Source organism: Pseudomonas sp. GW821-FHT09C09, from assembly GCF_059418105.1.
In genome coordinates this window covers 115680-138405 of the sequence record NZ_JBWKPF010000005.1, presented here as the reverse complement: position 1 = coordinate 138405, position 22726 = coordinate 115680, and the positions used below count along the sequence as shown (strand labels likewise).

General features: G+C 61.4%; 18 protein-coding genes and 1 pseudogene. 11 read left to right on the top strand and 8 right to left on the bottom strand.

Annotated elements, in window-relative coordinates; all coding sequences use genetic code 11:
* Positions 1-27 precede the first annotated feature (27 nt).
* The 7 genes and pseudogenes from AC07NR_RS17240 to gap form a co-directional block, all read right to left on the bottom strand.
* Positions 28-1035: pseudogene (locus AC07NR_RS17240) on the bottom strand (methyl-accepting chemotaxis protein); the annotation flags it as partial.
* A 453-nt stretch (positions 1036-1488) separates the two neighbouring features.
* On the bottom strand, positions 1489-1884 hold the full coding sequence (locus AC07NR_RS17235) for a YbaN family protein (protein WP_495079032.1): 396 nt from the start codon (positions 1882-1884) through the stop codon (positions 1489-1491).
* 108 nt (positions 1885-1992) lie between these two features.
* Positions 1993-2589 carry a biliverdin-producing heme oxygenase gene (locus tag AC07NR_RS17230; RefSeq protein WP_085709644.1) on the bottom strand — a complete coding sequence of 199 codons (597 nt, stop codon included), beginning with the start codon at positions 2587-2589 and terminating at the stop codon, positions 1993-1995.
* A gap of 108 nt (positions 2590-2697) precedes the next feature.
* Positions 2698-5283: a TonB-dependent receptor gene (locus tag AC07NR_RS17225; RefSeq protein ID WP_495079031.1), complete on the bottom strand. Its 2586-nt coding sequence runs from the start codon at positions 5281-5283 to the stop codon at positions 2698-2700.
* A gap of 122 nt (positions 5284-5405) precedes the next feature.
* On the bottom strand, positions 5406-6371 hold the full coding sequence (locus AC07NR_RS17220; RefSeq protein WP_495079030.1) for a FecR family protein: 966 nt from the start codon (positions 6369-6371) through the stop codon (positions 5406-5408).
* Between the two features lie 124 nt (positions 6372-6495).
* Positions 6496-7014, bottom strand: a complete 519-nt coding sequence (locus AC07NR_RS17215) for an RNA polymerase sigma factor (protein WP_495079029.1) — start codon at positions 7012-7014, stop codon at positions 6496-6498.
* Between the two features lie 119 nt (positions 7015-7133).
* Positions 7134-8135 carry a type I glyceraldehyde-3-phosphate dehydrogenase gene (gene gap, locus AC07NR_RS17210; RefSeq protein WP_085709648.1) on the bottom strand — a complete coding sequence of 334 codons (1002 nt, stop codon included), beginning with the start codon at positions 8133-8135 and terminating at the stop codon, positions 7134-7136.
* A 221-nt stretch (positions 8136-8356) separates the two neighbouring features.
* Here gap and edd point away from each other — a divergent pair, with 221 nt between their 5' ends.
* The 11 genes from edd (at position 8357) to AC07NR_RS17155 (ending at position 21610) form a co-directional block, all read left to right on the top strand.
* Positions 8357-10183, top strand: a complete 1827-nt coding sequence (gene edd / locus AC07NR_RS17205; RefSeq protein WP_064598951.1) for a phosphogluconate dehydratase — start codon at positions 8357-8359, stop codon at positions 10181-10183.
* The gene (locus tag AC07NR_RS17200) at positions 10180-11136 is read left to right on the top strand and encodes a glucokinase (protein ID WP_408986061.1); all 957 of its coding nucleotides are present in this window, start codon (positions 10180-10182) and stop codon (positions 11134-11136) included. Before edd ends, AC07NR_RS17200 begins: the two co-directional genes overlap by 4 nt.
* A gap of 79 nt (positions 11137-11215) precedes the next feature.
* Positions 11216-11947 carry a response regulator gene (locus AC07NR_RS17195; RefSeq protein ID WP_025112821.1) on the top strand — a complete coding sequence of 244 codons (732 nt, stop codon included), beginning with the start codon at positions 11216-11218 and terminating at the stop codon, positions 11945-11947.
* Positions 11948-11978: 31 nt separating this feature from the next.
* Complete coding sequence (locus AC07NR_RS17190) at positions 11979-13406, top strand: ATP-binding protein (RefSeq protein ID WP_162803532.1); 1428 nt, start codon at positions 11979-11981, stop codon at positions 13404-13406.
* Positions 13407-13511: 105 nt separating this feature from the next.
* Positions 13512-14771, top strand: coding sequence for a D-mannose isomerase (locus tag AC07NR_RS17185; protein WP_495079028.1), 1260 nt, complete (start codon positions 13512-13514; stop codon positions 14769-14771).
* 118 nt (positions 14772-14889) lie between these two features.
* A complete protein-coding gene (locus tag AC07NR_RS17180) occupies positions 14890-16191 on the top strand; it encodes an ABC transporter substrate-binding protein (protein ID WP_085709652.1) in 1302 nt (433 codons plus the stop codon).
* Between the two features lie 93 nt (positions 16192-16284).
* Positions 16285-17193 carry a carbohydrate ABC transporter permease gene (locus tag AC07NR_RS17175; RefSeq protein WP_085709653.1) on the top strand — a complete coding sequence of 303 codons (909 nt, stop codon included), beginning with the start codon at positions 16285-16287 and terminating at the stop codon, positions 17191-17193.
* Positions 17186-18031 (top strand): carbohydrate ABC transporter permease, encoded by an 846-nt coding sequence (locus AC07NR_RS17170; RefSeq protein ID WP_085709654.1) that lies wholly within the window; start codon positions 17186-17188, stop codon positions 18029-18031. Before AC07NR_RS17175 ends, AC07NR_RS17170 begins: the two co-directional genes overlap by 8 nt.
* 2 nt (positions 18032-18033) lie before the next feature.
* A complete protein-coding gene (locus tag AC07NR_RS17165; RefSeq protein ID WP_495079027.1) occupies positions 18034-19194 on the top strand; it encodes an ABC transporter ATP-binding protein in 1161 nt (386 codons plus the stop codon).
* A gap of 95 nt (positions 19195-19289) precedes the next feature.
* Positions 19290-20639, top strand: a complete 1350-nt coding sequence (locus tag AC07NR_RS17160) for a carbohydrate porin (protein WP_085709656.1) — start codon at positions 19290-19292, stop codon at positions 20637-20639.
* 116 nt (positions 20640-20755) lie between these two features.
* The gene (locus AC07NR_RS17155; RefSeq protein WP_119427879.1) at positions 20756-21610 is read left to right on the top strand and encodes a D-hexose-6-phosphate mutarotase; all 855 of its coding nucleotides are present in this window, start codon (positions 20756-20758) and stop codon (positions 21608-21610) included.
* Positions 21611-21651: 41 nt separating this feature from the next.
* Here the strand turns inward: AC07NR_RS17155 and AC07NR_RS17150 are convergent, their stop codons facing one another.
* Complete coding sequence (locus AC07NR_RS17150; RefSeq protein WP_169842436.1) at positions 21652-22512, bottom strand: MurR/RpiR family transcriptional regulator; 861 nt, start codon at positions 22510-22512, stop codon at positions 21652-21654.
* Between the last annotated feature and the right edge of the window lie 214 nt (positions 22513-22726).

The following is a 22726-nucleotide window of genomic DNA, read 5'->3' as shown; positions in this document are numbered from 1 at the left end:
CTGGGCGATGGTCGGTTGCAGCTTGTCGAGGAAGCGGTTGAACCAGTTCACCAGTTCGCCGAGTTCATCCTTTTTGGTGTAGTTCAGGCGCTGGGTCAGATCGCCTTCGCCGCTGGCGATGTTCTTCAACATCTCGGCAACACTGTTGATCGGCCGGGTCACGCCGGAGGCGGTGAGCCAGATCAGCACCAGACCGATCAGGCCGGCGATCACGGCCACCGCCAACGCGGTCATCACGCCGGTTTGCTGAGCGTCATCGAGCACCGCTTGCAGCTTGACCGAGTCGGCCAGCAGCACTTGTTTCGGCAGGTCGATGACCACGCCCCAGGCCCGGGAGTTGCCAATTGGGTCGACCGGGTACACGGCGCGGATCAGGTCGCCCTGTTCGAGAATTTTCGGTGTGCCGGCGCTCAGCAGTTGCAGGATGTCCTTGCCTTCGGCACCCAGGGTTTCGGCGATGCCTTTGCCGACCTTGGTCGCGTCGGTGCTGTAGGCGCCGAGCACGCCGCTGCCGGAGACGATCAGCATGTGCCCGGCACCGTTGAACAGTTCGCGCTGGGAGCCCACGGCCGCCGCTTGCAGGGCGTCGAGTGCGATGTCGATGCCGACCACGCCGATGGCCTTGCCGTCCACCAGCAGCGGCACGGAAATGGTGGTCATGAGCATTTCCTTGGTGCCCACGGTGTCGGCGTACGGGTCGAGCAGGCAGGTGCGCTTGTTGTCGCGAGGGCAGGTGTACCAGCTGTTGTAAGGCGTGCCGCTGACGCTGAGGGTGGTCTTGGTCATGTCTTCTTCGACCATGATCGTGTTCAGCGCAGAACCGGCGGCGCGGCTCCAGTAGGTGGCGAAGCGCCCGGCTTCGTTGGACTGGCGCGCCGCGTCGTTGACGAACTCGCTGTCCTTGCCGTCCAGGCCGTTGGGTTCGAAGGCCAGCCAGATGCCGAGCACCTTGCTGTTGCGCTCGAACGCGGTTTTCAGGCTCAGGTTCAACTCTTCACGCAAGGCCCCGGCGTCCAGCGAACGCTTGGCGGCCATGACGCGCATGTCCTTGATCTGGTCGGCCAGAGCAGTGATCACCAGCAGGCTCTCGCCGAAGGTTTTCTGCACCTGCACTGCCTGTTCGGCCGCCTTGGCCTGCAGCAGGTTCTGCACGCTGGCGGTGAGCATCTTGCTGCTCGAATCGCTGACCAGTTCGTCGTTCTGGTTGGTCTGGTAGATGTTGATGCCGACGATCAGCGCAACCACGCCGAGCAGGCAGAGCCCGGACAGCAGGACGATTTTCAGGCGAATGGACAGGGAGTCGAACATGGGGTGTTCTCGCGAATGAATGAACTGTTGGCTACGGGGCACGGAATTGCCCGGTTCGCCAAATCCATTCAGCGCCATTCAATGCTCATCGGCGCGGGGCGAGGGTGCATGAGGCGCATGCCGACGAACGGTCACGGCAAAACGTTTGCGCGGGCAAAAGCCCTGAAAAGAAGGGGAAAATCAGGAAATCTTCGGCAGCGATTCCGGGCGTGACCAGATCCACAGGTTGCCCATTGTCATGCCGGCAATCGCCAGGTAAACCGGCCAGCCGTGATCGAGCACCACCAGCATCAGGGTGGCGCACAGCAGCATGCTGACGGTGGCGCTGACCTTGGCTTTGCGGGCGATGATCTTGCCGTTGCGCCAGTTGCTCAGGATCGGCCCGAACAGCCGATGGTTTTCCAGCCAGGCACTCAGGCGCGGCGAACTGCGAGTGGCAGCCCAGGCGGCAAGCAGGATGAATTCGGTGGTCGGCAGGCCGGGCACGACGATGGCGATCAGGCCGATGCCGAGGCTGACGTAGGCGAGCAGGCCGAACAGCAGGCGGGCGAGTCGGGAGGAGGCGGGTTGGGGCATGGGCTCAGCGAGTGGCTTATGAGACAGGGCAGGAATCTTACAGACTTACGCAATTCCTTGTGGGAGCTGGCAAGCCAGCTCCCACAGGATTTTACAATGTGGCCAGAATCAGGCCGGTTCGGCTTCCGTGGCGTAAGCCTGTTCCAGCAGCACGGTGAAACGGTTGAACGCGTCGATCGCGCCTTGCTCCACTTCGGCTTCTTCTTCGGCACTGAATTGCAGCGAATCGAGGGTACGCACGAAGCTCTTCCAGCCTTCGGCGCGACCGCCTTCAGGCTCGCCCAGGTGACGGGCGCCGAAGGTTTCGCTCAGTTCCAGTGCGACGGCGCGTTTGATCAGGAACGCCGCGCCGAGCTTGGAACCCTCGGACACGAAGATCCAGCCCAGGGCGCGGGCCTTGCTCGGGTTTTTCACCGCGCCGGCAACGGGCGCAGGCACTTCGGTGTCGAGGTCGGCGAGGTCGGCCTTGGCCGCTTCTGCGCGGCAGCGGGCCGGCAGGTCAGGGACGATGGCAGTCAGTTCGGCATCGTTGTACAGCGAGACCAGTTCCGACTGGAACAGGTACTGCGCGACCACGAAGCGGGCGAAATTGGCGCGAGTCTCGAACGGCGCATGGGCTTTCACCAGTGCATCGAGCTTGCTGTGCGGCTCGTGGGTGATCTGGTTCAGGCGTTGCGAACGCAGGGCTTTTTCCGGGGTGCTCATGAGATGTCCTTGATAAAAGAGGCGCTTGATAACGAGACGAACGGGCAAGCGCCGGACAGTAAAAAAACCTCACGGCGCGACAATGCATGCGCCGTGAGGTCATCCGGATCAGATGTCCCAGACCAGGTTGATCGCGAAGTTGCGACCCGGCTGGGTCAGGCGGTCGAGGTTGGCCGGTTGTGTCACCGACGCTTCGCCGACGCTGTCGTAACCGCGCACGTCATCCCACAACCAGTACTTCTTGTCGGTCAGGTTGTAGATGCCGCCGCTGACGGTGACGTCGTCGGTGACCTTGTAGTAGCCGGCCAGATCGAGAATGCCGAAGCCCGGGGACTTGAATTGACTGCTGACACCGTCCGGCGACTTGAAGTTGCTGTCGTCGACGCGATCCTTTTTCTTCACCACGGTCCAGCTCAGCAGGCCGCCGTAGTTGTCCTGGTCATAACCCAGACCGAATACGCCGGTCAGCGGATTGACGCTGTTCAACGGCTCGCCGTTGTCGTTGTTACGTCCGTAGGCGTAGGAGATCGAACCCTGGGTGTACAGACCTTGCGGCGCACCGAAGGAATCCAGGTTCAGGCGACCTTTGACTTCGGCACCCTTGATAGTGGCGTGCTTGATGTTGCTGGACTGGAAGGTCAGCTCGCTGTAGCCCGGGGTGACGGCGTCTTCGTTGATGAAGTCGCGGTACTTGTTATAGAACACCGCCACGTCGAACGAGCCTTGCTCGAAGTTGCCGCGCAGACCGGTTTCATAGCTTTTGCTCTTTTCCGGTTCCAGGTTCGGGTTCGGCGCCACGTTGTAGCCGGTGGTGCTGTTCTCGAAGCGGCCGTACAGCGCTTTCGCGGTCGGGGTGCGGAAGCCTTCGGCGTACTGGCCGTACCAGGTGTAGTTATCGGTCAGGGCGTAGGTCAGGCCGAATTTCGGCGAGACTTTATGCCAGGTCTTGTTTTCGTCGCTCACCGTTCCTTTGCCGTCGGCAGCCACGGTGTTGAGGAATTCCTGAGTGATGTGCGGCTTGAGCTGGGTGTAGTCGTAGCGCAGGCCCGGCAGGAAGGTCCACTTGTTCCAGCTGATCTGATCCTGGGCGAACAGGCTGTAGGTGTTGATGGTCGGGTCCGGGAAGTCGCTGGACTTCTTCAGCACATCGGCCGCACTGGTGGCGCCGATGGCGGTGCAGCCGCGACCGACTGCCAGGCACTTGCCGTCGCCGCTGCGTGAACCGGTGACTTTCTGTTGCTTGATCGTGGTGCCGTAGGTCAGCACGTGATCGGTGTCACCGATGGCGAATGCCTTGTCCAGTTGCGCATCGAACACCCATTGTTTTTCCTCGTAGATCGTGTCGCGGGTACGCAGCACTTTACGGGTCATCGGGTAGTAGAACTCTTCGGTGCTCTGGTCGGTCTTGGCGACCTGGTGGTTGAGGCTCCACTTCACGTTGTCGGCCAGCAGGCTGTCGAGGGCGAAGCTGTGCTCCAGGCCGAAACGCTCGCGAGTGACGGTGTCGTTGCCGGTACGCCACTGGTACATGCCGCCGGGCAGCATGCTGTTGGGAATGGTCGGAGCGCCATTGAAGAACGGGCCGCCGTAAGCACTTTTCTGATCGGTGTCGCGATCGTCCTTGTACTTCTCATAAGTCAGGCCCAGACGCGAACCTTCGCTGTAGTTCCAGCCGATCTTGGCCAGCACGTTGGAGGCTTTCACGTCCTCCGGGTTGGCGGCAGTGCGCTCAAGACCGGTGCCGTTGTTGCTGCCGTAGGAGTCGGTTTCATGACCGTCGCGCTGGCTGTAGTGCAGCAAACCGTCGAACTGCTCGGCGCGACCGGCGACGGTGGCGGATTTCAGCCAGCTGTCGTCGGCGGAGCTGTAGCCGGTTTTCAGGCGGGCGCCGACGTCTTTGCCGGGCTTGATGATGTCGTCCGGGTCGAGGGTGTAATAACTGACCGCGCCGCCGATGGCGTTGCTGCCGTACAGCACCGAGGCTGGGCCGCGAAGGATTTCCACGCGTTTGACGATTTCCGGATCGACGTAGTTGCGCTGGGTCTTGGCGTACGGGCCGTTGAAGAAACCGTCCGGCACTTCGACACCGTCGACCTGAGTCAGGATGCGGTCACCGTCGATGCCGCGAATGTTGTAGCCGCTGATACCGCCGCGCTGACCGGCGCCGCCCACGGAGACGCCCGGCTCGTAGCGCACCAGATCCTTGATGGTATTGACGTTGTTGCGATCCAGATCCTGACGGGTCTGCACGGTGACGGTGGCCGGTACGCTGTTGACCGACTGTTCCTGACGGGTGGCGCTGATGGTCACCTGGTCGAGGTTGAGTGCGCCGCTGTTGTTGCGTTTTTCCAGCACGACGTTGTTGTTGCTCAGCTTGCGGAAGCTCAGGTTGGTCCCCACCAACAGGCGCTCCAGAGCTTTTTCCGGTGGCAGCGAGCCGCGCACGCCCGGCGACGACACGCCTTGACCCAGTTCTGCCGGCAAGCCCACCTGCCAGCCCGTGACGGTGGTAAACGCGTTGAGTGCCGACACCAGCGGTTGCTGGCCGATGGCGAACGAGTAATCGCCCATGTTGCGTGCCGGCTGCTCGGTGGCGGCCATCAACGGCGCAGTGCCGGCCATCAGGATGGCGGCGGTCAGCAACGACAGTACGCGGGAAGGGGAAGAAGTCTGGCGGGTAAGGCGTGAGGACATCGATAGCGCTCCGTGTCGCACGAATCTTTATAGGTGCTGATTCGCGTCCGAAGATGCGAATCAATTGCATTGGCTATAACGAGACGAACGAGCTTCGGCTATCGAGTAAAAATAATTCTCATTTAGTTCAGAATCACCAGCGCCGGGAATTCCTGAAGCTTGGCCGAGGTGATGTGAGCGAGCGAGCGCACCACGTCCAGCGGCTGGTCGAGGCGGTAATTGCCGGTGACGGCGACGTCGGCCAGGTGTTCGTTGGTGTTGATGATGAACCCCGGATAGTAGCGGCGCAGTTCCGCCAGCACCTGGTTCAACGGGCAGTTTTCGAAGATCAGCCGACCCTGCACCCACGCCAGATCGGTGGCGGCGTCGACCTTGGCCGGGCGGTCGAAACCATTGGGGCCGATGCGGATGCTTTCCCCGGCGGACAAACGCACCCGGGCATCGTCACGGGTCGCACGCAGATCGACATCGCCACGCTGCACTCGAACCTGCGCCACGCCATCCAGATAACGCACGGCGAACGCGGTGTCGCGCACGCTGGCCTTCACCGGCCCGGCGTCGATTTCCAGCGGCTGGCTGCGGCTGGCCGGGATCTCGAAAAACGCTTCGCCCTGATACAGGCGTGCAACCCGCTGTCGATCGTTGATCGTGCTGGAAAAGGCGGAATTGGTGTTGAGCAGGACTTTCGAACCGTCCTCAAGCTGCAAGCGTTGCCGCTCGCCGACCACGGTCAGGTGATCGGCCTGCAGACGCATCGGCAGGTTGCTGAAGCTGAACAGACCGAGAATCAGCACCGCAGCGGTGGCCAGCGGTTTCCAGTGCGGGCGCAGGCGTGTGAGGACGGAGACTTTCTTCGGTCTGGCCGCGAGGTTCTGCGCGCACTGGGCGATCTGCGGGCCGTCCCAGATCGCCTGGGCCTTGGCGAATGCCTGGGCGTTCAACGGATCGGCCGCCAGCCAGGCATGAAACTGCCGGGTCTGCTCCTCGTCCGGGCTGCCGAGCACGATGAGCCAGTCCAGAGCCTGGTCCATTGCGTTGGCGGCGTCCTGCGCCGTGTCGGGCGAAGGAGGGCGGTGGGTGTCCGTCACGGTGTTTCCTCGGCAGTGTCTGTGCACGGCTGTTTTTTTAGTGAAGCGTAAAAGTCGGGCAAGGGTAACAAAGGCCGATGATCAGTGCAGTCGATCCTGTCGTTTACCGAAAAGGCCTACGGCATCAGTCCCCATTCAAGCGCTCGGCGACACCGATGCAAATGGTCATGATCAATTTGAGTTCTTTCTGCACCGTGCTGAGAGAGACGCTCAGCTTTTCGGCGATTTCCTGATAGCTGTGCCCGTGCAGGCGGCTGAGGATGAAGATTTGCTGCTGACGGGGGCTGAGTTCACCGAGGCTCACGTTCAAGCGCTCCAGCAATTGTTCGGCGTGGGCGGCGTCTTCGGCGCTGCTGGCGGGGGCGGCGACGCTGTGCACTACGTCCTGCGGCACGTCGTCGACCATGGTGCGTGAGTGGATCTTGCGCGCACGCAAATGGTCCAGCGCCAGGTTGCGCGCGGTCTGGAAGACAAAGGGTTCAAGGTGATCGATGGCCCGTTCGCTCAGCGCCCGGGTGACGCGCAGGTAGGTTTCCTGCAACAGGTCTTCGGCGGTGCTGTGGTTGTTGACCATTCGTTCCAGCGTTCGCAGCAGTGAAGTGCGCTGGGCGAGGAAAACGTGATTGAACTGCGACTGACTCACGGGAGGACCTGATCCATTTCGAGCGAATGATAATGCTTATCATCCGCCCGAGTGGTCAAGTGTTGATTTGTCAAAGGTTGGTAAAGCCACTACCCGCCTTCAAATCGGCAGCAGCGGTTTTATTCCGCGTTGCACAGCGCCAGGCAGTTATCGAGCATGCGGTTGGAGAAGCCCCACTCGTTGTCGTACCAGGCCAGCACTTTCAGCAGTTTGCCGCTGGATTTGGTGTGGTTGGCGTCGAAGATCGACGACAGCGGGTTGTGGTTGAAGTCGCTCGATACCAGCGGCAGGGTGTTGTAGCCGAGGATTTTCGAGTGCTGGCTGGCGGCTTTCATCAGTGCGTTGACTTCATCGGCCGAGGCTTCGCGTTTCAACTGAACCGTCAGGTCAACCAGCGACACATTGATCACCGGCACGCGCACGGCCATGCCGGTCAGCTTGCCTGCCAGTTCCGGCAACACCAGGCCCACGGCTTCGGCAGCGCCGGTCTTGCTCGGGATCATGTTCTGTGTGGCGGAACGGGCGCGGTACGGGTCGGTGTGATAGACGTCGGTCAGATTCTGGTCGTTGGTGTAGGCGTGAATGGTGGTCATCAGACCGCTTTCAATGCCCAGTTCGCGGTGCAGCACCTGGGCCACCGGGGCCAGGCAGTTGGTGGTGCACGAGGCGTTGGAAATGATCTGGTGCGACTGGCGCAGGATGTCGTGGTTCACGCCATAAACGACGGTGGCATCGGCGCCTTTGGCCGGGGCCGAGATGATGACTTTGCGCGCACCGGCAGTAATATGCGCGGCGGCTTTGGCCCGGTCGGTGAACAGGCCGGTGCATTCGAACACCACATCAATCTTTTCCGCAGCCCATGGCAGTTCGGCAGGGTTGCGGATGGCGCTGACCGAAATGCGGTCACCGTTGACGGTCAGACTCTCGTTGTCATGCGCAACTTCGGCATCGAACGTGCCGTGAACGGTATCGTATTTGAGCAAGTGCGCATTGATCGCGCTGTCGCCCAGATCGTTGATGGCGACGATCTGCAAATCCTGTCGATAGCCTTGGGTATACAGTGCGCGCAGGACATTACGGCCGATGCGGCCAAAACCATTGATTGCGATTCGAAGAGTCATTGAACAGCGCCGCCGTCGTTTTGTTGTTGGAATTACAAGATTATTCGCATAAAAATAGAAAACAAGCCTTTTTAGTGGCAATATTTTGTTTTATCTACAACGAGTGACCTGAATCAACTGGTCCGAATGGTCAAGGAAACCGCCCGTCATCCCACACGTGCGGGCGCTTTGGTCAGCATAGACAATCAGGTCGCCACATCCGTTAGCCTGGAGTTCTACACATGCATCCCCGCGTTCTTGAGGTCACCGAACGGCTTATCGCCCGCAGCCGCGCCACGCGTCAGGCTTACCTTGCGCTGATTCGCGGCGCTGCAACCGACGGGCCGATGCGCGGCAAGCTGCAATGCGCCAACTTCGCCCACGGCGTGGCCGGCTGTGGCAGCGAAGACAAGCACAGTCTGCGGATGATGAACTCGGCGAACATCGCGATTGTTTCGTCTTACAACGACATGCTTTCGGCGCACCAGCCGTACGAAGTCTTCCCGGAACAGATCAAGAACGCCTTGCGCGAAATCGGTTCGGTCGGCCAGTTCGCCGGCGGTACGCCTGCCATGTGCGACGGCGTGACCCAGGGCGAGCCGGGCATGGAACTGAGCCTGCCGAGCCGCGAAGTGATCGCGATGTCGACGGCGGTGGCGCTGTCCCACAACATGTTCGACGGCGCGCTGATGCTCGGCATCTGCGACAAGATTGTGCCGGGGCTGATGATGGGTTCGTTGCGTTTCGGTCACTTGCCGACGATTTTCGTGCCGGGCGGGCCGATGGTCTCGGGGATTTCCAACAAGGAAAAAGCCGACGTGCGGCAGAAGTACGCCGAAGGCAAGGCGACCCGCGAAGAGCTGCTGGAATCGGAAATGAAGTCCTACCACAGCCCGGGCACCTGCACCTTCTACGGCACCGCCAACACCAACCAGTTGCTGATGGAAGTCATGGGCCTGCACTTGCCGGGCGCTTCTTTCGTCAACCCGAACACGCCGCTGCGCGAGGCCCTGACCCGCGAAGCCGCGCATCAGGTCACGCGCCTGACCAAACAGAACGGCAACTTTCTGCCGATCGGCGAAATCGTCGACGAGAAGGCGCTGGTCAACTCGATCGTCGCGCTGCACGCCACCGGCGGCTCGACCAACCACACCCTGCACATGCCAGCCATCGCCATGGCGGCGGGCATTCAACTGACCTGGCAGGACATGGCCGACCTCTCCGAAGTCGTGCCGACCCTGAGCCACGTCTATCCGAACGGCAAGGCCGACATCAACCACTTCCAGGCGGCGGGCGGCATGTCGTTCCTGATCCGCGAACTGCTGGAAGCCGGCCTGCTGCACGAAGACGTCAACACCGTGCTCGGCCACGGTTTGAGCCAGTACACCAAGGAACCATTCCTCGATAACGGCAAACTGGTGTGGCGCGAAGGCCCGACCGACAGCCTCGACGAAAACATCCTGCGTCCGGTGGCTCGTGCGTTCTCGGCAGAGGGCGGCTTGCGGGTAATGGAAGGCAACCTCGGTCGCGGCGTGATGAAGGTGTCCGCCGTGGCGCTGGAAAACCAGATCGTCGAAGCACCGGCCATGGTGTTCCAGGATCAACAGGATCTGGCCGACGCTTTCAAGGCCGGTTTGCTGGAGAAGGATTTCGTCGCGGTGATGCGCTTCCAGGGCCCGCGTTCCAATGGCATGCCGGAACTGCACAAGATGACGCCGTTCCTCGGCGTGCTGCAGGATCGCGGCTTCAAGGTCGCGCTGGTGACGGACGGGCGCATGTCCGGCGCCTCGGGGAAAATCCCGGCGGCGATCCACGTCAGCCCCGAAGCTTATGTCGGCGGCGCTTTGGCTCGCGTGCAAGAGGGCGATATCATCCGCGTCGATGGCGTCAAAGGCACCCTGGAACTCAAGGTGGACGCCGCCGAATTCGCAGCGCGCGAACCCGCCAAAGGCCTGTTGGGCAACAACATCGGCAGCGGCCGCGAACTGTTTGGCTTCATGCGTTTGGCCTTCAGCTCGGCAGAGCAGGGCGCCAGCGCCTTCACTTCTGCCCTGGAGACGCTTAATTGAAACTGGCTTTGGTCGGTGACATCGGAGGCACCAACGCGCGGTTCGCGTTGTGGAAAGATCAGCAGCTCGAATCGGTGCAGGTGCTGGCCACGGCCGACCATGCCAGCCCGGAAGAGGCGATCAGCCTCTACCTGAGCGGGCTCGGCCTGGCACCGGGCGCCATCGGTTCGGTGTGCCTGTCGGTGGCGGGTCCCGTGAGCGGCGATGAATTCAAGTTCACCAACAACCACTGGCGGCTGAGCCGCAAGGCGTTCTGCCAGGCGTTACAGGTCGAGCAGTTATTGCTGATCAACGACTTCTCCGCCATGGCACTGGGCATGACCCGTTTGCAGCCCGGCGAATTCCGCGTGGTCTGCGAAGGCGAGCCGGAACCGTTGCGTCCGGCGGTGGTGATCGGTCCGGGCACCGGGTTGGGCGTCGGCACTTTGCTCGATCTGGGCGAAGGCCGGTTTGCCGCGCTGCCGGGGGAGGGCGGTCACGTCGATCTGCCGCTGAGCAGCCCGCGTGAAACCCAGCTCTGGCAACACATCCACAACGAAATCGGCCACGTCAGCGCGGAAACCGCGTTGAGCGGCGGTGGCCTGCCTCGGGTGTACCGGGCGATCTGCGCGGTGGATGGCCACGAGCCAAAACTCGACACGCCGGAAGCGATCACCGCAGCCGGCCTCGCCGGTGACCCGATTGCTCTGGAAGTGCTGGAGCAGTTCTGCTGCTGGCTCGGTCGCGTGGCCGGCAACAATGTGCTGACCACTGGCGGTCGTGGTGGGGTGTACATCGTGGGTGGCGTGATTCCGCGCTTTGCCGATTTCTTCCTCGAAAGCGGTTTCGCCCGCAGCTTCGCCGACAAGGGCTGCATGAGCGATTACTTCAAGGGGATTCCGGTGTGGCTGGTGACGGCACCGTACTCGGGTCTGGTCGGTGCAGGAGTGGCGCTCGAACAATCCGGTAAATGAACATTCCCACGCCGAGCGTGGGAACCCTCGGCACATCAGGCATAATCCGCCCAATTCCAACAACAAGGATGCCTTCGAAGTGAGTTCAGTCAACAAGTCGATTTTGTTGGTCGATGACGACCAGGAGATACGCGAGTTGCTGGAAACCTACCTGACCCGCGCGGGTTTTCAGGTACGGGCCACGGCCGACGGTGCCAGTTTCCGCCAGGCGCTGAACGAGGCGCCGAGTGATCTGGTGATCCTTGATGTGATGCTGCCCGATGAAGACGGCTTCAGCCTGTGCCGCTGGGTGCGCCAGCATCCGCGTCAGGCCCAGGTGCCGATCATCATGCTCACCGCCAGTTCCGACGAGGCCGATCGGGTGATCGGTCTGGAGCTGGGCGCCGACGACTACCTCGGCAAACCTTTCAGCCCCCGCGAACTGCAAGCCCGGATCAAAGCCCTGTTGCGCCGTGCCCAGTTCGGCCAGGAACGCAGCGGCAGCGAAGTGCTGGCCTTCGACGAGTGGCGACTGGACATGGTCAGCCATCGGCTGTTTCACACCGACGGCGAGGAAGTGATTCTGTCCGGCGCCGACTTCGCCTTGCTCAAGCTGTTCCTTGATCACCCCCAGGAAATCCTCGACCGCGACACCATCGGCAACGCCACCCGTGGCCGCGACCTGATGCCCCTCGATCGTATCGTCGACATGGCCGTCAGCCGCTTGCGCCAGCGTCTGCGCGATACCGAAAAACCGCCACGGCTGATCCGCACCGTGCGCGGCAGCGGCTACCAACTGGCAGCCAATGTGGTTGCCGGCAATGGTCACTGAGTTCCTGCGCAACACCGCGCGCAAAGTGCCGATGCCCCGTTCGCTGCTCGGGCGGATGCTGCTGCTGACGTTGCTGGCGGTGTTGTTCGCCCAGACCTTGTCCAGCGTGATCTGGGTTTCTCAGTTGCGCGCGACCCAGCTCGAAGGCCTGGTCACCAGCGCCCGCAGCCTGGCCCATTCGATGACCGCCAGCGTCAGTTATTTCCGCTCGTTGCCGGTGGCCTATCGACCGTTGGTGCTCGATCAGTTGCGCAGCATGGGCGGCACGCGGTTTGTGGTGACGCTGAATGACAAACCGCTCGGCATGGAGGTGTTGCCGGTTACACCGCGCAAGGCGGCGGTGCTTCAAGCGGTGGATGAGGTGCTGCGTCAGTCCCTGGGCCAGGACACCGACATTCTGGTGACCTTCGTCAGCCCCGATGACCTGCGTATCTTCAACGCCGGGTTGAAACTCGACGAGCTGCCACGCTCCTGGGCGCATTACGCGCTGACCCTGGAACCGGTGAATCCGCCGGTGCTGGTGACCCAGATCCAGTTGGCGCCCGGTGAATGGCTGTACATCGCCTCGCTGTTGCCCGAGCCCTACACCAGTCTTGAAGAGCAGGGCCTGCCGACGCAGCAGGTGTGGTTCATCGTGTTCACCAGTGGATTTCTGCTGTTGTTCATCGGCCTGCTGGTGCACTGGCAGAGCCGGCCGCTCAAGCGTCTGGCGCGGGCGGCGCGGGACTTGTCGCTGGGCGCCGACGTCGAGCCGGTGGCCGAGGGTGGTGGCAGCGAAGTCGTGGAAGTGGGCCGCGCCTTCAACACCATGCGCGAGCGCATCAGCCGTTACCTGACCGAGCGCAGCCAGTTGTTCAGCGCGATTTCCCACGATCTGCGTACGCCGATCACTCGTCTGCGTCTGCGGGTCGAACTGCTGGAAGACGAACAGCTGCAAACCAAGTTCGGCCGCGACCTGGATGAGCTGGAGCTGCTGGTCAAAGGCGCGCTGCAATGCGTCAAAGACACCGACATCCACGAAAACATCGAGCCGGTGGATCTGAACCATGTGCTCGACTGCCTGGTGGAGCCGTATCTGGCGCCCAACGGCAATGGCCGCGTGACCCAGCAGGGACGGGCGCTGGCGGCGTATCCGGGCAAGCCATTGGCGCTCAAGCGCTGCATCGGCAACCTGATCGACAATGCGCTGAAGTATGGGCAGAACGCCCATCTGCATATCGATGATGACGAGAGTGCGTTCGTGCTGCATGTCGACGACGAAGGGCCTGGTGTGCCGGAGCAGCGGCTGGAGCAGGTGTTCGAACCGCACTTTCGGCTGGCGGGGCAGCAGCAGGGCTACGGTCTCGGTCTGGGTATCGCCCGCAACATTGCTCATAGTCATGGGGGGGAAGTGACGTTGCAGAATTTGCGTGAAGGTGGGTTGCGCGTGACTCTGCAATTGCCGCGTTCGGCGGATTGATCTGAATGTCACCGTCCGGTGACAAAACCCGTCCCCTTCGTTACAAGCCAACCCCGGCCCGTTGTTTAGACTGCCCGCAGTCATAACAACAAAAAAAGGCCTTCCATGGATCACTTCAATCCGGGCTTCAGCAGTTGGCTGAATGCCCCTGCCCACCAGCAATGGCTCGCCGACGAAGGCCTGCGCCTGCTGGCATTTGCCAAGGCTTCGCGACTGCCCGAAGGCTTCGGCAATCTCGATGAGCGCGGCCAGCTCCAGGCCGGCGCGCAAGCCGAAACCATGAACACCGCGCGCATGACCCACAGCTTCGCCATGGCCCACATTCAGGGCCTGCCGGGTTTCGCCGAGCTGGTCGATCACGGCATTGCGGCCCTGCGTGGCCCGTTGCGTGATGCACTGCATGGCGGCTGGTTTGCCGTCGCCGAGCACCGCGACGACAACACCGGCAAGAACGCTTATCTGCATGCTTTCGTGGCCCTCGCGGCCAGTTCCGCCGTGGTCGCCCAGCGTCCCGGCGCGAAGGCATTGCTGGATGACGCCATCGACATCATCGACACCTATTTCTGGAGCGAAGAAGAGGGCGCCCTGCGCGAATTTTTCAATCGTGACTGGAGTGAAGAAGAAGCCTATCGCGGCGCCAACAGCAACATGCACGCCACCGAAGCGTTCCTCGCGCTGGCCGATGTCACCGAAGACCCGCGCTGGCTGGTGCGTGCGCAGCGCATCGTCGAGCGGGTGATTCACGGTCACGCCGCTGCCAACGACTATCTGGTGATTGAGCATTTCGACCGAAACTGGCAGCCGCTGCGTGAATACAGCCATGACAATCCCGCCGACGGATTTCGCCCCTACGGCACCACGCCGGGCCACGGTTTCGAGTGGGCGCGGCTGTTGCTGCACCTCGAAGCGGCGCGGGTCCAGGCCGGCATGCTCACGCCGGGCTGGCTGGCCACCGATGCGCAAAAGCTGTTCGAGAACAACTGCCGGCATGGCTGGGACGTCGATGGCGCCCCGGGCATCGTCTATACCCTCGACTGGGACAACAAGGCCGTGGTGCGCCATCGCCTGCACTGGACCCACGCCGAAGCCAGCGCTGCCGCCAGTGCGTTGCTCAAACGTACCGGCGATGCGCAGTACGAATCCTGGTACCGGCTATTCTGGGAATTCTGCGAAGCGAATTTCATCGACCGCTGCGACGGCAGCTGGCATCACGAACTCGATCCGCAGAACCGTCCAAGCGCCGATATCTGGGCGGGTAAACCGGATCTGTATCACGCCTGGCAGGCGGTGCTGATCCCGCGTCTGCCGCTGGCGCCGAGCATGGCGACTGCGCTGGCACAGTTGTCCCGGCCCGTTCCTGTGTAACCATGCGGTGACATTTGCGCGTCCCTTCGTTACCTGCGAGGGGAAACGTCCTGTTTAAACTCGTGTGCAGCGCAAGCACCAGACTTGCATGCATAACAACAAGAAAGGTACATCTCAGATGAATGCGATTTCTCGCCTCGCTACTGTCATTTCTGTCGCCTCCCTGTTCCCGCTCGCTGTGCTGCCCCTGAGTGTTTCCGCTGCCGAATCCAAAGGTTCGGTGGAAGTCGTGCATTGGTGGACGTCCGGTGGCGAAAAAGCCGCCGTCGATGTGCTCAAGGCACAAGTGGAAAAAGACGGTTTCACCTGGAAAGACGGCGCTGTCGCCGGTGGTGGCGGTGCGACTGCCATGACCGTGCTGAAAAGCCGTGCCGTCGCCGGCAACCCGCCGGGCGTGGCCCAGATCAAAGGCCCCGACATCCAGGAATGGGCGTCCACCGGTCTGCTCGACACCGACGTGCTGAAGGACGTTTCCAAGTCCGAGAAGTGGGACAGCCTGCTCGACAAGAAAGTCTCCGATACCGTGAAGTACGACGGTGATTACGTGGCCGTGCCGGTGAACATTCACCGGGTGAACTGGCTGTGGATCAACCCGGAAGTCTTCAAGAAAGCCGGTATCGCCAAAGCCCCGACCACCCTCGAAGAATTCTACGCCGCCGGCGACAAGCTGAAGGCTGCGGGCTTCATCCCGCTGGCCCACGGCGGTCAGCCTTGGCAGGACAGCACCGTGTTCGAAGCGGTCGTGCTGTCGGTGATGGGTGTTGATGGTTACAAGAAAGCCCTGGTCGATCTGGACAACGCTGCCCTGACTGGTCCGGAAATGGTCAAGGCGCTGACCGAGCTGAAGAAAGTCGCGACCTACATGGACGTCGACGGCAAAGGCCAGGACTGGAACCTGGAAGCGGCCAAGGTCATCAACGGCAAGGCCGGCATGCAGATCATGGGTGACTGGGCCAAGTCCGAATGGACCGCCGCCAAGAAAGTCGCCGGCAAGGACTACGAGTGCGTAGCCTTCCCGGGCACCGACAAGGCGTTCACCTACAACATCGACTCGCTGGCCGTGTTCAAGCAGAAGGACGCGGGCACCGCGGCCGGTCAGCAGGACATCGCCAAAGTCGTGCTGGGTGAAAACTTCCAGAAAGTCTTCAGCATCAACAAGGGCTCGATCCCGGTGCGTAACGACATGCTCGCCGACATGGGCAAGTACGGTTTCGACTCCTGCGCCCAGACCGCTGCCAAGGACTTCCTGGCAGACGCCAAGACCGGCGGCCTGCAGCCGAGCATGGCGCACAACATGGCGACCACGCTGGCCGTACAGGGTGCGTTCTTCGATGTCGTGACCAACTTCATCAACGACCCGAAAGCCGACCCGGCCGATGCTGCGAAGAAACTCGGCACCGCCGTCAAGGCTGCCAAGTAACACCGGCGTAGAGCAGCTGCCAGCTTCAAGTCGCGCATCGGCTTGAGGCTGGCAGCTTGCAGCGGTCCTTCATCTTTTTTACTGGATCTTCCCATGAGTTCTGTTGCTGTGTTCAGCAAGGCCTCGCCGTTCGACGCATTGCAGCGCTGGCTACCGAAACTGGTGCTGGCGCCGAGCATGTTCATCGTTCTGGTGGGCTTCTATGGCTATATCCTCTGGACGTTTGTCCTGTCGTTCACCACATCGACCTTCCTGCCGAACTACAAGTGGGCAGGTCTGGCGCAATACGCGCGGCTGTTCGACAACGACCGCTGGTGGGTGGCGAGCAAGAACCTGGCCGTGTTCGGCGGCATGTTCATCGCGATCACTCTGGTGATCGGCGTGACGCTGGCGATTTTCCTCGATCAGAAAATCCGTCGCGAAGGCTTCATCCGCACCATTTACCTCTATCCGATGGCGCTCTCGATGATCGTTACCGGTACTGCGTGGAAATGGCTGCTCAACCCGGGCATGGGCCTGGACAAATTGCTGCGGGACTGGGGCTGGGAAGGCTTCCGTCTCGACTGGCTGATCGACCCGGATCGCGTGGTGTATTGCCTGGTGATCGCGGCGGTCTGGCAAGCTTCGGGCTTCATCATGGCGATGTTCCTCGCCGGTCTGCGTGGCGTTGATCAATCGATCATCCGTGCCGCACAGATCGACGGCGCGAGCATGCCGCGCATCTACTGGAAAGTGGTGCTGCCAAGCCTGCGTCCGGTGTTCTTCAGTGCGGTGATGATTCTGGCGCACATCGCGATCAAGAGCTTCGACCTGGTGGCGGCCATGACGGCCGGCGGCCCGGGTTATTCCTCCGATTTGCCGGCGATGTTCATGTACTCGTTCACGTTCAGCCGTGGACAGATGGGCATGGGCTCGGCCAGTGCGATTCTTATGCTCGGTGCGATCCTAGCGATCATCGTGCCTTACCTGTACTCCGAGCTGAGGACCAAGCGTCATGACTAGTCTCGCCTCCAAACCGGCCATCAGCCTGAGTCGCATCGCGATCTACGCGGTGCTGATCCTCGCGGTCCTGCTATATCTGGTACCGCTGGTGGTCATGTTGTTGACCAGCTTCAAGACCCCGGAAGACATCTCCACCGGCAACCTGCTGAGCTGGCCGACCGTGGTCAGCGGCATCGGCTGGGTGAAAGCCTGGGCCACCGTTGACGGCTACTTCTGGAACTCGATCAAGATCACCGTTCCGGCCGTGATCATCTCCACCGCCATCGGTGCGTTGAACGGCTATGTGCTGTCGTTCTGGCGCTTCAAGGGTTCGCAGCTGTTCTTCGGTCTGCTGCTGTTCGGTTGCTTCCTGCCGTTCCAGACCGTGCTGCTGCCGGCGTCGTTCACCCTCGGCAAGATGGGCCTGGCGAGCACCACTACCGGCCTTGTGTTCGTGCACGTGGTCTACGGCCTGGCGTTCACCACGCTGTTTTTCCGTAACTACTACGTGAGTATTCCGGATGCGCTGATCAAGGCTGCACGCCTGGACGGTGCCGGGTTCTTCACGATCTTCCGCAGGATCATCCTGCCGATGTCGACGCCGATCATCATGGTCTGCCTGATCTGGCAGTTCACCCAGATCTGGAACGACTTCCTGTTCGGTGTGGTGTTCTCCAGCGGTGATTCGCAACCGATCACGGTGGCGTTGAACAACCTGGTCAACACCAGCACCGGGGCCAAGGAATACAACGTGGACATGGCGGCGGCGATGATCGCCGGGCTGCCGACCCTGCTGGTCTATGTGGTCGCAGGCAAGTATTTCGTGCGCGGGCTGACGGCCGGCGCAGTCAAGGGGTAATCATGGCTACGCTCGAACTTCGCAATGTAAACAAGACCTACGGTGCCGGCCTGCCGGACACCCTGAAGAACATCGAACTGTCGATCAAGGACGGTGAGTTCCTGATCCTCGTCGGGCCTTCGGGCTGCGGCAAGTCGACCCTGATGAACTGCATCGCCGGCCTGGAAACCATCACCGGCGGCGCGATCATGATCGGTGACCAGGACGTCAGCGGCATGAGCCCGAAAGACCGCGACATCGCCATGGTGTTCCAGTCCTACGCGCTGTACCCGACCATGAGCGTGCGCGAGAACATCGAGTTCGGTCTGAAGATCCGCAAGATGAGCCAGTCGGCCATCGACGAAGAAGTCGCCCGCGTGGCCAAGCTGCTGCAGATCGAGCACCTGCTCAATCGCAAGCCGAGCCAGCTCTCCGGTGGCCAGCAACAGCGCGTGGCGATGGGCCGTGCCCTGGCGCGTCGTCCGAAGATCTATCTGTTCGACGAACCGCTGTCCAACCTCGATGCCAAGTTGCGCGTCGAGATGCGCACCGAAATGAAACTGATGCACCAGCGCCTGAAAACCACCACGGTCTACGTGACCCACGACCAGATCGAAGCGATGACCCTGGGCGATAAAGTGGCGGTGATGAAGGACGGGATCATCCAGCAGTTCGGTACGCCGAAAGAGATCTACAACGACCCGGCCAACCTGTTCGTCGCGAGCTTCATCGGTTCGCCGCCGATGAACTTCATCCCGCTGCGCCTGCAACGCAAGGACGGCCGTCTGGTGGCGCTGCTCGACAGCGGCCAGGCCCGTTGCGAGCTGCCGATGGCGATGCAGGACGCCGGTCTTGAAGATCGCGAAGTGATCCTCGGCCTGCGTCCGGAGCAGATCGCTCTGGCGAACGGCGAGGGCAACGGCCTGCCGAGCATCAAGGCTGAAGTGCAGGTCACCGAGCCGACCGGTCCGGACACCCTGGTGTTCGTCAACCTCAACGACACCAAGGTCTGCTGCCGTCTGGCGCCGGATGTGGCGCCGCAGGTGGGCGAAACCCTGACCCTGCAATTCGATCCGTCGAAAGTGCTGCTGTTCGACGCCAAGAGCGGCGAGCGCCTGGGGGTTGCCGGTCTGCCGAAGACTGAAGCGCACAGCGCCAACGTCGCTCAGTTCAAGGGTCGGTAAGAAATCAATGCGGGAGTGGGCGCGCCCATTTCCGCAGGGGATGTAAACCGCGTTGGAAAAAAACAGTTAATAACAATAAAGACGAGGATGTAGGGATGAAAAAGAAACACGTCAATGCCCGGTTGATCTGCCAAGTGTCAGCCGCGGCCGCATTGGTCATGGCCGGCAATGCCATGGCCGCCGATGCATTCAGCTCCGATTCCAAGTGGATGACGGGCGACTGGGGTGGCGAGCGGACCAAGCTGATCGAGCAAGGCATCGACATCAAGGCCGACTACGTTGGGGAAATGGGCGCCAACCTGCATGGCGGCTACAACGACGACAAGACCGGCCGCTACAGCGACCAGTTCGGTCTGGGCGTGGCGCTGGACCTGCAAAAACTCTGGGGCTGGGACAACACTCAGGCCAAGATCCAACTGACCAACCGTAACGGTCAGAACATTTCCAACGACCGCGTTGGCGACCCGCGTGCCGGCACCTTGTCTTCCTCGCAGGAAGTCTACGGTCGTGGCCACATGGTGCGTCTGACTCAACTGTGGATTCAGCACCAGTTCTTCGACAACAAGCTCGACGTCAAGGCCGGTTACTTCGGTGAAGGCGAAGACTTCAACACCTTCCCGTGCGAATTCCAGAACCTGGCGTTCTGCGGCTCGCAAGTCGGTAACTGGGCGACCAACATCTGGTACAACTGGCCCGTCAGCCAGGCCGCGATCCGTGTGAAGTACAACATCAACGACGAGCTCTACGCGCAGATCGGTGCGTACAACCAGAACCCGTCGCAGCTGGAACACGGCAACGGCTTCAAGCTCAGCGGCAGCGGCACCGCCGGTACGGTGCTGCCGGTCGAGCTGGTCTGGTCGCCGAAGGTCAACAGCCTGCCGGGCGAATACCGCGTCGGTTACTACAAGAGCACGGCTGATGCCGCCGACGTCCGTGAAGACATCAACGGCAACGACGCAGCAACCACCGGCAATGCCTACCGCACCCACAGCAGCAAGCACGGCTACTGGTTCGTTGCGCAACAGCAACTCACCAGCCACAACGGCGACGCTTCCCGTGGTCTGAACATCGCGGCCAACGCCACGTTCCACGACAAGGACACCAACTTCATCGACAACTACCAGTCGGTGATGTTTGTCTACAAAGGCCCGTTCGACGCCCGTCCGAAGGATGACGTCGGCATCGGCGCGGCGCGTATCCACGTCAACGACGACGTGAAGAAAAACGCCGAGCTGTTGAACGCCTCCAACGGTGTTTCGGACTACGACAATCCGGTGTTCTCGCCGATTCGCGAGACCGAATACAACTACGAGATCAACTACGGCTTCCACGTTACCAACTGGCTGACTGTGCGTCCGAACCTGCAATACATCACTCACCCGGGTGGCGTGGATCAAGTGGACAACGCTTTGGTCGCTGGCCTGAAAATTCAGTCTACGTTCTAACGCGTCTGCGATAAGCTCCTCTCTATGTGCGCATATTTGCGGACAGCCCAGGCTGTCCGCTTTTTTTTGGAAAGGGGTGTCGCAGCCCATGAAAGTTGAATCTGGAACCGTGGCCCATGCATGAGCATCCGCTGCAACGCTTCTTCAAATCCTTGCGCGAACGACCGGTGTTCGCCTGGGAGCGCTATCAGATGCGCGATGTGCTGGTGATCGACCATCCGCTGTGTCAGGCGGTGTTCAGTCGTCAGGGTGCGCAGTTGCTGCACTTTCAGCCGCGCGGACAAAAGCCGTGGTTGTGGTGCGCGGCGAAGTGGCCGCACGTCGGCGCGATCCGTGGCGGTGTGCCGGTTTGCTGGCCGTGGTATGGCCGTCATCCGAGTGAAAACGCATGGCCGTCCCACGGCTGGGCGCGATTGCTGGACTGGAAACTGCTCGACAGCAGCACCGCCGATGACGGCGTGCGCCTGCACTGGCAATTGCAGCTGTGCGACTGGCAGGTGGACCTGCACGCGCACCTGGGCGAACGCATGGAACTGCGCCTGAGCACCGAGCATCAGGACGACATGCCGTGCCAGTTGAGCCAGGCTTTGCACGCTTACTGGCGTATTGGCGACGTGAGTGAGATAGCGCTGTCTGGGCTCGAAGGGGCGCAGGGTTACGACCAGTTGAACCGTGAAGTCTGTCAGCAGGAAGGCGAGTTGCGGGTCGACGGCGGCTGTCAGCGCGTGTTCCAGCACGACGGCGAATTACAGCTCAAGGATCACGCCTGGCAGCGCGAGCTGTGCATCGATACCGGTGACAGCGCGGACACGGTGGTCTGGCATCCGGGGGCGCGGCCGTTGCTGGGCGTGACCTGGGATGAAATCTCGGAATTTGTCTGTGTTGAAGCGGCGGCGGGGGGCACCGACAGCCTGCATCTGGCACCGGGGGAGAAGGCGCATTTGAGTTTGCAGGCTTGGGCTGCTGCTTAGTCATTGCTCCCACGCGCAAGCGTGGGAGCAATCAGCGCGAACTAGTTGAACTCGTCACCCACCGGATACCGGCTCGCATTCAAACTCTCTTTGATCTTGCGCAAATGCGGCTGGAAATCCACCCCGCGACGCAAGGTCATCCCCGTCGCCAGCACATCCAGCACCGTCAACTGAATGATCCGCGAGGTCATCGGCATATAGATGTCGGTGTCTTCCGGTAGCGGAATATTCAGGCTCAGGGTACTGGCCTTGGCCAGTGGCGAGTTCTCGGCGGTCAGGCCCAGTACCGAAGCGCCATTCTCCCGGGCGATACGCGCTACTTCCACCAGTTCGCGGGTGCGGCCGGTGTAGGAAATGATCACGAACAGCTCACCGGTGTGCGCCACCGAAGCAATCATCCGCTGCATCAGCACATCGGCGTGGGCTGTGACGGCCAGGTTGAAGCGGAAGAACTTGTGCTGCGCGTCCAGTGCCACCGGGGCCGAGGCGCCGAGGCCGAAGAAGTGGATCTGCCGGGCCTGGATCAACAGGTCGACGGCGCGGCTGATCAGGTTCGGGTCCAGTGCCTGGCAGGCGCTGTCGAGCGAGGCGATGGCGCTGCCGAAAATTTTCTGTGTGTAGGCTTCAGGATTGTCATCAGCTTCCACTGCACGGCTGACATACGCCGCGCCGCTGGCCAGGCTCTGGGCCAGTTGCAGCTTGAGTTCGGGGTAGCCGCTGACGCCGAACGAACGGCAGAAACGGTTGACCGTCGGTTCACTGACCGAAGCGGCCTGGGCGAGGGCGGCGATGCTGAAGCGGGTGGCCTGCTGTGGGTTGAGCAGGATCACTTCGGCGACTTTGCGTTCGGCCTTGTTCAGCTCTTCAAGGCGACTCTGGATCTGTTCCAGTAAATTTCGCACGCGGTCCATAAGAATTCCTAGATTCACCGGCGCCGATAAGCGCGCGGCTATGCAAATTGGGCCTTTGATGTGGCCCGTGACGGTGGCCTATCCTACTGATGGCTCCGACCGACCACCACTCGGAATCTGTATTTTGCGAAAATGTTGTGGTTATTACTACATTTTCCCTTGAGTGATGCCTTGAAAAAAGGTATTTGTAGCTTAACTTGATAAA